Below are 13222 nucleotides of genomic sequence, written 5' to 3'. Positions count from 1 at the left end.
CGTCGCGATCGGGCGAGGGCGGGTCCCGCCAGCGACTAGGCTCTCGGGCATGACTTTTTCCGTGGCGGTGGCCGGAGCGAGCGGGTACGCGGGCGGCGAGCTGCTCCGCCTGCTCGCCGATCACCCCGAGTTCGAGGTGCGCACGGTCACGGCGCACTCGAACGCCGGCCAGCCCCTCGCCGCGGTGCAGCCGCACCTGCGCTCGCTGCGCCGACTCGAGCTCGTCGACACGACGACCGAGAACCTGGCGGGCCACGACGTCGTCTTCCTCGCCCTGCCGCACGGCAAGTCCGGCGAGATCACCGCGACGCTCCCCGATAACGTCCTCGTCGTCGACTGCGGCGCCGACCACCGGCTGACGGACGAGCAGGACTGGGCGGAGTACTACGGCGGCGACTTCGCCGGCGCCTGGCCCTACGGCCTGCCCGAGCTGATGCTGGCCGGCTCCGGCCGGCAGCGCGACGTGCTGGCGGGGGTCCGCCGCATCGCCGTGCCGGGCTGCAACGTCACCGCCATCACGCTCGGCCTCGCGCCGGGCCTGCACGCCGGCGTGATCGAGGCCGCCGACCTCGTCTCCGTCCTCGCGGTCGGCCCGTCCGGTGCCGGCAAGAGCCTGCGCACCGACCTGCTGGCGAGCGAGCTGCTCGGCTCCGCCCACGCCTACGGCATCGGCGGCGGGCACCGCCACAACCCGGAGATCCGGCAGAACCTCGCGCTCGCCGGTGCCGGCCCCGTCTCGATCTCGTTCACGCCGATCCTGGTGCCGATGTCGCGCGGCATCCTCGCGACCTCGACCGCGCGCCTCGCACCGGGGGTCTCCGCGCGAGACGTGCGCGAGGCCTGGGAGTCGGCCTACGCCGACGAGCCCTTCGTCCAGCTGCTGCCGGAGGGGGCCTTCCCGCGCACCGCGGACACCGTCGGCGCCAACACCGCGCTGATCGGCCTCGCCGTGGACGAGCGCGCCGGCCGCGTCGTCGTGATCACCGCCCTCGACAACCTCGTCAAGGGCACCGCCGGCGCCGCGATCCAGTCGACCAACATCGCCCTGGGCCTCCCCGAGACCCTCGGCCTGAGCACGAACGGAGTGGCGCCGTGAGCATCACCGCCGCAGCCGGATTCGCCGCGGCCGGGGTCGTCGCCGGCCTGAAGTCGACCGGCGCCCGCGACCTCGCCCTCGTGCACAACCTCGGTCCGCTGCAGAACGCGGCGACGGTCTTCACCAGCAACCGCTGCAAGGCGAATCCGGTGCTCTGGAGCGAGCAGGTGATGCGCGACGGCGTCGTCTCGGCGATCGTGCTCAACTCCGGCGGGGCCAACTGCTACACCGGTGCCGCGGGCTTCCAGGTCACCCACGGCACGGCCGAGGCCGTGGCCGGGAGCCTGGGCGTCTCCGCGGGCGACGTGCTGGTCTGCTCCACCGGCCTCATCGGCGACCAGCTCGACCTCGGCAAGCTCACGGCCGGGGTGACCGAGGCGTCGGCCGCGCTCCCCGGCGCGACCGGCCCCGAGGCCGGCGAGGCGGCGGCCCGCGCGATCATGACGACCGACACCGTGCCGAAGCAGGCGAGCGTCCGCTCCGAGCAGGGCTGGACCGTCGGCGGAATGGCCAAGGGCGCCGGGATGCTCGCGCCGGGGCTCGCGACGATGCTCGTGGTGATCACGACCGATGCGGTCCTCGACTCCGCCGAGCTCGACACCGCGCTCCGCGCGGCGACCCGGGTCACCTTCGACCGCCTCGACTCCGACGGCTGCATGTCGACGAACGACACCGTCGCGCTGCTCGCCAGTGGCGCGAGCGGTGCGACTCCCGAGCACGCCGACTTCACCGCCGCGCTCACCGACGTCTGCCGCGATCTCACGCTCCAGCTCCAGGCCGACGCCGAGGGGGCCGCGCACGACGTGGCGATCCGCGTGCTGAACGCCGCGACCGAGGACGAGGCCGTCGTCGTCGCCCGCGCGGTCTCGCGGAGCAACCTCTTCAAGGCCGCGATCTTCGGCAACGACCCGAACTGGGGCCGGGTGCTGGCCGCGGTCGGCACCACCGACGCGCAGTTCGATCCCTACGGGATCGATGTCGCGATGAACGGCGTGCAGGTCTGCCGGGCCGGCGAACCCGACGAGAGCCGCGACCTGGTCGACCTCGCCCCGCGCAAGGTCTCGGTCGACATCGATCTGCACGCCGGGGACGCCACGGCGACGATCTGGACCAACGACCTCACCCACGACTACGTCCACGAGAACTCGGCGTACTCCAGCTGATGAGCGCCGAGAACCCGGTGAGCACCGACGATCCGACCGAGGCCGAGACCCTCGCGCTGCGCGACGCCGTGGCCGTCAAGGCCGGCACCCTGATCGAATCGCTGCCCTGGCTGCAGCGGTTCCACGGCAGGACGATGGTGATCAAGTTCGGCGGCAACGCCATGGTGTCGGAGGAGCTCCAGCGCGCCTTCGCGCAGGACATCGTCTACCTGCACTACGCCGGCATCCGTCCGGTCGTCGTGCACGGCGGCGGCCCGCAGATCTCGGCGATGCTCGACCGGCTCGGCATCGCCAGCGAGTTCCGCGGCGGCTACCGGGTGACCAGTCCCGAGGCGATGGACGTCGTGCGGATGGTGCTCACCGGCAGCATCAGCCGCGACATCGTCCGGCGGATCAACGAGCACGGGCCGCTGGCCGCCGGGATCTCCGGTGAGGACGCCGGGCTCTTCGTCGGCCGTCGTCGCGGCGTCGTGTTGGACGGGGTCGAGCACGACCTGGGCCTCGTCGGCGACGTGATCTCCGTCGATCCCGCCGCCGTCCTCGCCCAGCTCGACGCCGGCCGGATCCCGGTCGTCTCCTCGATCGCGCCCGACTCCGACGACCCGACGCAGTCGCTGAACGTGAACGCCGACGCCGCCGCGGCAGCGCTCGCCGTCGCCGTCGGCGCCGAGAAGCTCGTGATCCTCACCGACGTCCCCGGGCTGTACGCCGACTGGCCCGACCGCGACTCCCTCGTGTCGCACATCGCCTCCGACGAGCTCGCGGCCCTGCTGCCCTCGCTCGAGTCGGGGATGATCCCCAAGATGACGGCGTGCCTCGACGCGGTGCTCGGCGGGGTGCCGAAGGCCGCGATCATCGACGGCCGCGTCCCGCACTCGATGCTGCTCGAGGTCTTCACCTCCGAGGGCGTCGGCACCGAGGTCGTCGCCTCAGCCGATCCTCGCGACCGGGAGCGAACGTCGGGCCGCTGACCACCAGCGGCCCCGGCTCCGAGCGCCACCCCGACCGGGTGCGCGCACCGACGGCCCTCCCGGCCGGACCGCTTCTGCTCGAAAGGCTCGACATGTCCACCGACACCGCTACCAGCGCCTCCGCGCCCGAAGTGCCTTCCTCCGCACCGGCCGTGGAGGCCGCCTCCGACCGCACCGCCGAGGCGCGCGACCGCTACGCCGCCGCGATGATGCAGACCTTCGCCGCCCCGCTCGCCGTGCTCGAGCGCGGTGAGGGCTGCCGGGTCTGGGACGTCGACGGCCGCGAGTACCTCGACTTCCTCGGCGGGATCGCCGTGAACTCCCTCGGCCATGCGCACCCGGTCTTCGTCGAGGCCGTGACCTCCCAGGCCGGCGCGCTCGCGCACGTCTCCAACTATTTCGCCACCGCCCCGCAGATCCGGCTGGCCGAGAAGCTCCGCGAGCTCACCGGCGCGGGCGAGGCGGGCCGCGTCTACTTCGCGAACTCCGGCACCGAGGCGAACGAGGCGGCCTTCAAGCTCGCCCGCCTGCACGGGGCCGGCGGCCGGCACCGCATCCTGGCGCTGCAGAACGCCTTCCACGGGCGCACGATGGGCGCCCTGGCGATGACCGGCAAGGCCGCGATGCGCGCGCCGTTCGAGCCGATGCCCGGTGGAGTGGAGCACGTCGAGGCGACGATCGAGGCCCTCGAGGCCGCGATCGACGAGTCGGTCGCCGCGCTGATCGTCGAGCCGATCCAGGGTGAGGCGGGCGTCATCCCGCTGCCGGACGGCTTCCTGGAGCGTGCCCGTGAGCTCACGCTCGAGCACGGTGTCCTGCTGATCGTCGACGAGATCCAGACCGGGATCGGCCGCACCGGCAGCTGGTTCGCCTACCAGCGGGCCGGCATCCTGCCCGACGCGATCACCTTGGCCAAGGGCCTCGGCGGCGGCTTCCCGGTCGGCGCCCTGGTCACCTTCGGCGCGGCCTCCGAGCTGCTGCAGAAGGGCCACCACGGCAGCACCTTCGGCGGCAACCCGCTCGCGACCGCGGTCGCCGGCGCGGTGATCGGCGAGATCGAGCGCGCCGATCTGCTCCGGAACGCCCGGGAGCGCGGCGCGCAGCTGACCGGGGGCGTGCTCGGCCTCGGCTCACCGCTGATCGCCGGCGTGCGTGGCGCCGGTCTTCTGCTCGGCATCGCGCTCAGCGAACCCGTCGCCGCCCGGCTCGCGGCCACCGCGATGGCGGAGGGACTCATCGTCAACGCGCCGAACGAGTCCAGCATCCGGATCGCGCCGCCCCTGATCATCACCGCCGCCGACGTCGACGAGTTCGTCGCCCGCTTCGGCCGCGCGGTGCAGGCGCTCGACGCCTGAACGACCCGACCTCCTTCCCCGATCGAAAGCGAACCGCAGCCGTGACCCGCCACTTCCTCCGCGACGACGACATCACCCCCGCCGAGCAGGCCGAGATCCTCGACCTCGCCCTCGAGCTCAAGCGCGACCGCTTCTCGCGCACCCCGCTCGCCGGCCCGCAGACCGTCGCGGTCATCTTCGACAAGTCCTCCACCCGCACCCGGGTGTCCTTCGCCGTCGGCATCGCCGATCTCGGCGGAAGCCCGCTGATCATCTCGACCGCGAGCAGCCAGCTCGGCGGCAAGGAGACCGCGTCGGACACCGCGCGCGTGCTCGAGCGCCAGGTCGCGGCCATCGTCTGGCGCACCTACGCGCAGTCCGGGCTGGAGGAGATGGCGGCGGGCACCCGCGTCCCCGTCGTCAACGCGCTCTCGGACGAGTTCCACCCCTGCCAGCTGCTCGCCGACCTGCTGACGATCCGCGAGCACCGCGGTCGCCTCGCCGGGCTCACGCTGACCTTCTTCGGCGACGGCGCGAGCAACATGGCGCACTCCTACCTGCTGGCCGGCGCGACGGCGGGGATGCACGTCCGGATCGTCTCGCCCGCGGACTACGCTCCCGACCCGGCCGTGCTCGCGGACGCCCAGCGCATCGCGGCCACCACCGGCGGCTCGGCCACCACCACGACCGACCCGGCCGCGGGTGCCGCCGGCTCGGACATCGTGATCACCGACACCTGGGTCTCGATGGGCAAGGAGGAGGAGAAGGCCGCACGGGTCGCCACCTTCCGCGACTACCGGGTCGACTCCGACACGATGGCGGCCGCCGCCTCCGACGCGCTCTTCCTGCACTGCCTGCCCGCCGACCGCGGCTACGAGGTGACCGCCGAGGTCATCGACGGGCCGCAGAGCGTGATCTGGGATGAGGCGGAGAACCGCCTGCACGCCCAGAAGGCCCTGCTGGTCTGGCTCCTCGAGCGCGCCGGCACCCCCGACGCCGCTCAGTAGACTCGACAGCCGACCCCGAGGAGAACCATGACGGAACGACCCTCCGCCCGCGCGGGCGAGGCCGGCGCGCTCTGGGGAGGCCGGTTCGCCGGCGGCCCGTCACCCGAGCTGGCCGCGCTCTCGAAGTCGACGCACTTCGACTGGCAGCTCGCCGAGTACGACATCGCAGGCTCCCGCGCGCACGCCCGTGCCCTCGCGACCGCCGGCTACCTCGACGACGCCGAGCTGACCGGGATGCTCGACGCGCTCGAGCGCCTGCGCTCAGCGGTGGTCGAGGGCCGCTTCACCGCGGACGACGCCGACGAGGACGTGCACGGAGCGCTCGAGCGCGGCCTGATGCTCGAGGCGGGCCCGGAGCTCGGCGGCAAGCTGCGCGCCGGGCGCTCGCGCAACGACCAGATCGCGACCTTCGTGCGGATGTACCTCCGCGACCACGCCGCGGTCATCGCCGAGCTGGTGGTGCAGCTGATCGATGCGATCGCCGCGCAGGCGTCGGCGCACCCCGCGGCGATCATGCCGGGCCGCACGCATCTGCAGCACGCGCAGCCGGTCCTGCTCGCGCACCACCTGCTCGCGCACGCCTGGGCGCTGCTGCGCGACCTCGAGCGCCTCCGCGACTGGGCGGTCCGTGCCGACGTGTCGCCGTACGGCTCCGGTGCGCTCGCCGGCTCGACCCTCGGACTCGACGCGGGGGCGGTCGCGCGCGAGCTCGGCTTCGCCGCGAGCGTGCCCAACTCGATCGACGGCACCGCGAGCCGCGACCTCGTCGCCGAGTTCGCCTTCGTGAGCGCGATGATCGGCATCGACGTCTCGCGGATCGCGGAGGAGATCATCCTCTGGAACACGCGCGAGTTCGCCTTCGTCACCCTCGACGACGGCTACTCGACCGGGTCGTCGATCATGCCGCAGAAGAAGAACCCCGACATCGCCGAGCTCGCCCGCGGCAAGGCGGGTCGGCTGCTCGGCAACCTGACAGGCCTGCTCGCGACGCTGAAGGCGCTCCCGCTCGCGTACAACCGCGACCTGCAGGAGGACAAGGAGCCGGTCTTCGACTCGGTGACCACGCTCGAGGTGCTCCTCCCCGCGTTCAGCGGGATGATCGCCACGCTGACCTTCCACACCGACCGGATGGCCGAGCTCGCCCCGCAGGGCTTCTCGCTCGCGACCGACGTCGCCGAGTGGCTGGTGAAGAAGCACGTGCCGTTTCGAGACGCGCACGAGATCACCGGCGAGCTGGTCAAGCTCGCCGAGACGCGCGGCCTCGGCCTCGAGGACCTCGACGACGAGGCGCTGCGCTCGGTATCGCCGCTGCTGACGCCCGACGTCCGCTCGGTGCTCAGCATCGAGGGCTCGGTCGCCAGCCGCGACGGCGTCGGCGGCACCGCACCCGACCGCGTGGCCGAGCAGCTCGCGCAGCTGACCGAGCGCGTGCGGGTCGTCCGATCCGCCCTCCGCGGGGACGCGTCGTGACCCTTCAGGGTCCGCCCGGCGACGACGGCCGTCCGCCGCTGCCGCCGTGGCAGCAGCGGACCCTCGTCGTCGTCGCGGGGGTCGTGATCATCGCGGTGATCATCGTCACCGTGGTCTCGGGCCAGAGCTTCTTCTAGGGATGCCGCAGCCGATCGACCTGTCGCGCTCGGCCCTCGAGGTCGCTCCCGATCTGCTCGGAGCGGTGCTGCTGCACCGCACCGACGAGGGCGTCGTCGGCGTCCGGCTGACCGAGGTCGAGGCGTACCTCGGACTCGGCGAGGACCCCGGATCGCACGCGCACCGGCGCCGGTCGCCGCGGAACGCGCCGATGTTCGACGAGCCGGGCACGGTCTACGCGTACTTCAGCTACGGCATGCACACCTGCGTGAACCTGGTCTGCTCGCCGGCGGGCACGGCGTCGGCGGTGCTGCTGCGCGCCGGCGAGATCGTCGCGGGGGAGGAGCTCGCGCTGCTCCGCCGAGGTCCGGTCCGCCCGAGGGACCTCGCCCGCGGTCCGGCGCGGCTCGCGAAGGCGCTCGGGGTGACCCTCGCGGAGTCGGGCGATCCGATGTCGGCGGCCTTCGAGCTGCTGCCGCGCGAGGCGCCGGTGGCGATCGAGGCGTCCGCGCGCACCGGGGTCTCCGGCGAAGGAGGGGGCGACGCCTTCCCCTGGCGGTTCTCGATCTCCGGCGACCCGACGGTCTCGCCGTACCGGCGTGCGGTCGTCCGCCGTCGCGCGGAGTCGGGCGGCGGTCAGCCCGCGAGGTAGAGGCGCGCGAGGATCCCGAGCGCTGCGGACCAGGCGAGGCTGGCGAGCGTGCCGATGATGAAGCGCTCGCGTGCCTCCGGGGACGCCAGCTCGCTGAAGCGGCCGACGCCCTTGACGGCGACGATCACGGCGACGCCCTCCGGCAGACCGCTGAGCAGGGCGCCGGCGGTGGCGATCCGCTCGAGCACGCCGATGGTGGTGCCGCCGCGCAGCACCTCGATCGGCTGGCCGATCGCGGACGGAGCGACCCCGGGGGTGCCGGGGCGCTGAGCGGCGGCGATCATGATGCCGCCGTGCGCGCCGCTGCGGGAGTCGGTGGTCGCGAGATCGAGGGTGAGCAGGACCACCGGCCCGCCGCCGAGGACCGCGAGTGCGAAGGCGAGCACCACGACGGCGAGAGCGAGCGCCGGGGGAGCGGAGGCACCGGCCACGCCGGTCAGCAGGAAGGCGGCGGCCGCGGCGCCGATGCTGATCCAGCCGAGCGAGGGGCGGCGCAGGCGCACCGCGAGGACGGCGCCCGCGACTCCGGCCAGGAGCACCAGGAGCACGCCGGTCCAGGAGGCGGACTGGGCGGCGACGGCGAAGGTCTCGGGCAGTGCGGTGCGGAGTGCCGTCATCGGGGTGTCCTCTCGGAAGCGGGTGCGGAAGCGGAAGGGGCGCTGGTCTCAGTGGAGCCCTGCGCCGACGGGTCGGCGCTCGCCGCCGCGTCGGGGTCGAGCGTACGGTCGACCACCGTCAGCAGCCGGGCGAGGGCGTCCCGTGCCGGTCCGTCGGCGCGCGCGCTCGCGGTCCGCACCCGGAGGCTGACCGCCTGGGGGGAGACGGCGAGACGCTCGGCCGCCTCCTTCTGCGAGAGCCCCGCGTCCAGGAGGTCGACGATCTCCCAGCCGGCCGGGGTCCGCGAGTCCCGGAGGTGGAGCAGCGGATCGAACAGAGCCTGGGCGTCGCCGACCGAGGGGAAGGCGTCCTCGGGGGAGTCGGCGCCGGCGTGGTCCGCGCCGGGGGAGTCGGGGTCGAGGGAGAAGCGGGTCGCCCGTCCCTTCGCCGCCTCGACCGCGCGACGCGCCGCGAAGTACGCCGCTCCGCGGGCGGCACGGGTGGTCCGGGGCAGCGGCCGCTCGATCGCGCCGATGCCGAGGCCGATGCTCCAGTGCCCGGAGCGGTGGAGCGCGAGGACCACGGACACGACGGCCTCGGCGCGGTCGAGCACGAACTGGAACTCGTCGCCCGCGGTGCGCTCGGGAGGGAGCACGAAGGACGACGCCTCCGATTCGAGCAGAGCGGTGATCGCCTGCTCGACCCGGTCGTCGTCGTGACGACTGTCGCGTTGATCGGCGGTGATGACGAACACGATGACCTCCTCGATCAAGTATCAGGGCTTGATGCCTCGAGATCAAGCTCCCGGACTTGATCCCGCGCTGAGCGCGCCGTCGGCCTCGCGCTACCCTGGACGGGTGACCGATCAGGACTCCCGCGGATCCGCGACCATCCCGTCGCTCGATCCCTCGTTCGAGAACGTCTGGGACGAGCTCGTCTGGCGTGGCGCGATCCACGTGTCGACCGACGCGGCAGCGCTGCGCGAGCTCCTCGCCGGAGACCCGATCACCTACTACTGCGGCTTCGACCCGACCGCGCCGAGCCTGCACCTGGGCAACCTGGTGCAGCTGATCGTGCTCCGCCGGCTCCAGCTCGCCGGGCACCGGCCCCTCGGTCTCGTCGGCGGATCGACGGGCCTCATCGGAGATCCGCGGCCGACGGCGGAGCGGACGCTCAACTCCCGCGAGACGGTGGTCGAGTGGGTGTCCCGCCTGCAGGCGCAGGTGTCGCGGTTCCTCTCGACCGAGGGGGAGAACCCGCTGCGGCTGGTGAACAACCTGGACTGGACGGCGCCGATGTCGGCAATCGACTTCCTCCGGGAGATCGGCAAGCACTTCCGCGTGGGCACGATGCTCAAGAAGGACGCGGTCAGTGCACGCCTGAACTCCGACGCGGGGATCAGCTACACCGAGTTCAGCTACCAGATCCTGCAGGGACTGGACTACCTCGAGCTCTACCGCCAGTACGGCTGCGTCCTGCAGACGGGTGGCAGCGACCAGTGGGGCAACCTCACCAGCGGGACCGATCTGATCCACCGGACGGAGGGGGTCTCGGTGCACGCCATCGGGACGCCGCTGGTGATGAACTCCGACGGGACGAAGTTCGGCAAGAGCGAGGGCAACGCCGTCTGGCTCGACCCGTCGCTCACCAGCCCGTACGCGTTCTACCAGTTCTGGCTCAACACCGACGACCGCGACGTGGCGGCCCGGCTGAAGACCTTCACCTACCTGCCGCGCACCGAGATCGAGCGGCTCGAGCAGGCGAGTGTGGAAGCACCGTTCAAGCGGGAGGCGCAGCGCGCGCTCGCGAGCGAGGTCACCACTCTCGTGCACGGGGAGGCGGTGACGGCCTCGGTGATCGCGGCCTCCTCGGCGCTCTTCGGTCGCGGGTCGCTGGAGGGCATCGACGCGGGGATCCTGCGGGGGGCGCTCCAGGCGGTGACGACGGTCGAGGCGACCGCGTCGACCCCGGTGGTGCAGGCCTTCGTGGAGGCCGGACTCGTCGCGAGTCTCGGCGAGGCCCGCCGGGCGATCGGCCAGGGCGGTCTCTCGGTGAACAACACCGCGGTGTCGGACGACGCCGCCGTGCTCGGCGACCTCCCGCTGATCGACGGGATCGCCGTGCTGCGCCGCGGCAAGAAGAGCTTCGCCGGCGCCTTCATCTCCTGACGGGAGTCCGATCCGCCCCGCGAGGAGCCCGGATCGCGACACGCCCGGGCGACGAGCGATTTGCAGGGCCGCGAAACCTCGACGTAATGTAACTCCTCGTCAGCCCAAAGGAGCGGACAGCGAGAGTCGGATGCAGAGCATCGTGACCCGCCGGCCCCCCTCAAGCGATGACCATCCCCTCGCTCCCAAGCCTGTTAGAGATTCGTCTCTTGATGGCGGAGGATCGCGAGCGTAAGATGCAAAGCCTCCGCGGGACCCAGGTCCTCGGCTTCGGTGCACGGCCTCGGCTGCGCACGATGACGGCGAGACGATCTCCGGATCCGACGCCGAGCATCACGAAGACGCCGACTTGACACGGCCTGCGGATGTGCTAAGTTAGTCGAGTTGCCACGGAGGCGATCGGGACTTCGGTTCTGATAAGCCTACCCGGTCTCGGCGACACGAACAAATCGAACGTCCCGCCTGAATCAGGCCGGCTCTCGGTACAACATCTTCGATCACTTCCGTTGTGAAGCACCTCTTCAGGTGTGGAGGCGGGATGTGTCCGATTCTTGAGAACTCAACAGCGTGCACTATGTTCAATGCCAAATTTATAACCCCGTCCGGGTCTTGTGATCCGGTTGGGTTCCTTTGGAAATTGATGTCAGTAATGATGTCTTATTTGCTAGAGGTCAAACTTGAGTGCCTTCCTTTCGGGGTTGGTGTTCGTAATTTTTTTACGGAGAGTTTGATCCTGGCTCAGGACGAACGCTGGCGGCGTGCTTAACACATGCAAGTCGAACGATGAAGCCCAGCTTGCTGGGTGGATTAGTGGCGAACGGGTGAGTAACACGTGAGTAACCTGCCCTTGACTCTGGGATAAGCGCTGGAAACGGCGTCTAATACCGGATACGACCTGCCCCGGCATCGGGTGCGGGTGGAAAGTTTTTCGGTCAAGGATGGACTCGCGGCCTATCAGGTAGTTGGTGAGGTAATGGCTCACCAAGCCGACGACGGGTAGCCGGCCTGAGAGGGTGACCGGCCACACTGGGACTGAGACACGGCCCAGACTCCTACGGGAGGCAGCAGTGGGGAATATTGCACAATGGGCGAAAGCCTGATGCAGCAACGCCGCGTGGGGGATGACGGCCTTCGGGTTGTAAACCTCTTTTAGTAGGGAAGAAGGGCTTCGGCTTGACGGTACCTGCAGAAAAAGCACCGGCTAACTACGTGCCAGCAGCCGCGGTAATACGTAGGGTGCAAGCGTTGTCCGGAATTATTGGGCGTAAAGAGCTCGTAGGCGGTTTGTCGCGTCTGCTGTGAAAACCCGAGGCTCAACCTCGGGCCTGCAGTGGGTACGGGCAGACTAGAGTGCGGTAGGGGAGAATGGAATTCCTGGTGTAGCGGTGGAATGCGCAGATATCAGGAGGAACACCGATGGCGAAGGCAGTTCTCTGGGCCGTTACTGACGCTGAGGAGCGAAAGCGTGGGGAGCGAACAGGATTAGATACCCTGGTAGTCCACGCCGTAAACGTTGGGAACTAGATGTGGGGACCTTTCCACGGTCTCCGTGTCGCAGCTAACGCATTAAGTTCCCCGCCTGGGGAGTACGGCCGCAAGGCTAAAACTCAAAGGAATTGACGGGGGCCCGCACAAGCGGCGGAGCATGCGGATTAATTCGATGCAACGCGAAGAACCTTACCAAGGCTTGACATATACCGGAAACTTCCAGAAATGGTTGCCCCGCAAGGTCGGTATACAGGTGGTGCATGGTTGTCGTCAGCTCGTGTCGTGAGATGTTGGGTTAAGTCCCGCAACGAGCGCAACCCTCGTTCTATGTTGCCAGCACGTCATGGTGGGAACTCATAGGAGACTGCCGGGGTCAACTCGGAGGAAGGTGGGGATGACGTCAAATCATCATGCCCCTTATGTCTTGGGCTTCACGCATGCTACAATGGCCGGTACAAAGGGCTGCGATACCGTAAGGTGGAGCGAATCCCAAAAAGCCGGTCTCAGTTCGGATTGAGGTCTGCAACTCGACCTCATGAAGTCGGAGTCGCTAGTAATCGCAGATCAGCAACGCTGCGGTGAATACGTTCCCGGGCCTTGTACACACCGCCCGTCAAGTCATGAAAGTCGGTAACACCCGAAGCCAGTGGCCTAACCGCAAGGAGGGAGCTGTCGAAGGTGGGATCGGTGATTAGGACTAAGTCGTAACAAGGTAGCCGTACCGGAAGGTGCGGCTGGATCACCTCCTTTCTAAGGAGCATCTGGACACCATGCGTTCTTGAACGTAGAGGTTGTTCCAGGCGCCAGATCAAAGCGAATGTCTTTGCTGGTAGCTCATGGGTGGAACATTGAACTGGGTGCAGGAAGAGATTCGTCTCGTGTCAGTACAGCCTTCGGGTTGGGAACGCACGAGCGGGTGGGCTACTGCACATGCACGCTGTTGGGTCCTGAGGGACCGGGCCGGCTGCTTCCTTCGGGGAGTGGCTGGATCTCGACTCTCCTGGATCCTTTTTCCACGCCTGGGTGTGTGGGGGAGGGATACCGCCCGTATTTTGAGAACTACACAGTGGACGCGAGCATCTTAGACTCGGGCAGCCTTTGCGGGTTGTTCGGGTCGACAAGATTCGCAAGGAGCAGCCTTCGGGTTGTGTTCTTGCCA

11 protein-coding genes and 1 rRNA gene are annotated in these 13222 nt (G+C 69.8%); 10 read left to right on the top strand and 2 right to left on the bottom strand.

The genetic code is table 11. From position 1 onward, the window contains the following. The first annotated feature begins 49 nt into the window (after positions 1-49). The 8 genes from argC (at position 50) to GTU73_RS13340 (ending at position 7810) form a co-directional block, all read left to right on the top strand. Positions 50-1096, top strand: a complete 1047-nt coding sequence (gene argC / locus GTU73_RS13375; RefSeq protein WP_160090222.1) for an N-acetyl-gamma-glutamyl-phosphate reductase — start codon at positions 50-52, stop codon at positions 1094-1096. Next, the gene (gene argJ, locus GTU73_RS13370; protein ID WP_160090220.1) at positions 1093-2259 is read left to right on the top strand and encodes a bifunctional glutamate N-acetyltransferase/amino-acid acetyltransferase ArgJ; all 1167 of its coding nucleotides are present in this window, start codon (positions 1093-1095) and stop codon (positions 2257-2259) included. Before argC ends, argJ begins: the two co-directional genes overlap by 4 nt. Continuing rightward, complete coding sequence (gene argB / locus GTU73_RS13365; RefSeq protein WP_160090218.1) at positions 2259-3230, top strand: acetylglutamate kinase; 972 nt, start codon at positions 2259-2261, stop codon at positions 3228-3230. The genes argJ and argB overlap by 1 nt, the downstream gene beginning before the upstream one ends. A gap of 92 nt (positions 3231-3322) precedes the next feature. Beyond that, a complete protein-coding gene (locus tag GTU73_RS13360; RefSeq protein WP_160090216.1) occupies positions 3323-4585 on the top strand; it encodes an acetylornithine transaminase in 1263 nt (420 codons plus the stop codon). Positions 4586-4626: 41 nt separating this feature from the next. Next, a complete protein-coding gene (argF, locus tag GTU73_RS13355; RefSeq protein WP_160090214.1) occupies positions 4627-5571 on the top strand; it encodes an ornithine carbamoyltransferase in 945 nt (314 codons plus the stop codon). Between the two features lie 27 nt (positions 5572-5598). Continuing rightward, complete coding sequence (argH, locus tag GTU73_RS13350; RefSeq protein ID WP_160090212.1) at positions 5599-7041, top strand: argininosuccinate lyase; 1443 nt, start codon at positions 5599-5601, stop codon at positions 7039-7041. Further along, entirely contained in the window at positions 7038-7178 is a 141-nt protein-coding gene (locus tag GTU73_RS13345; RefSeq protein ID WP_159422422.1) for a hypothetical protein, read from the top strand. Before argH ends, GTU73_RS13345 begins: the two co-directional genes overlap by 4 nt. 2 nt (positions 7179-7180) lie before the next feature. After that, positions 7181-7810: a DNA-3-methyladenine glycosylase gene (locus GTU73_RS13340; RefSeq protein WP_160090210.1), complete on the top strand. Its 630-nt coding sequence runs from the start codon at positions 7181-7183 to the stop codon at positions 7808-7810. Here GTU73_RS13340 and GTU73_RS13335 read toward each other — a convergent pair. Both GTU73_RS13335 and GTU73_RS13330 read right to left on the bottom strand, forming a co-directional pair. Then, positions 7795-8427 (bottom strand): hypothetical protein, encoded by a 633-nt coding sequence (locus GTU73_RS13335; protein WP_123444506.1) that lies wholly within the window; start codon positions 8425-8427, stop codon positions 7795-7797. The two genes, GTU73_RS13340 and GTU73_RS13335, sit on opposite strands and share 16 nt — an antisense overlap. Further along, entirely contained in the window at positions 8424-9161 is a 738-nt protein-coding gene (locus GTU73_RS13330) for a DNA-binding protein (RefSeq protein ID WP_160090208.1), read from the bottom strand. Before GTU73_RS13330 ends, GTU73_RS13335 begins: the two co-directional genes overlap by 4 nt. A gap of 103 nt (positions 9162-9264) precedes the next feature. Between GTU73_RS13330 and tyrS the strand changes: the two genes are divergently transcribed. Next, positions 9265-10575 carry a tyrosine--tRNA ligase gene (tyrS, locus tag GTU73_RS13325; protein ID WP_244231636.1) on the top strand — a complete coding sequence of 437 codons (1311 nt, stop codon included), beginning with the start codon at positions 9265-9267 and terminating at the stop codon, positions 10573-10575. 715 nt (positions 10576-11290) lie between these two features. Beyond that, positions 11291-12813, top strand: a 16S ribosomal RNA gene (locus GTU73_RS13320). Positions 12814-13222 lie beyond the last annotated feature (409 nt).

The sequence above is a fragment of the Rathayibacter sp. VKM Ac-2804 genome (assembly GCF_009866655.1).
Taxonomy (GTDB): Bacteria; Actinomycetota; Actinomycetes; order Actinomycetales; family Microbacteriaceae; genus Rathayibacter.
Note: the sequence above shows the minus strand (reverse complement) of the source record. Positions and strands in the feature narration are given on the sequence as shown.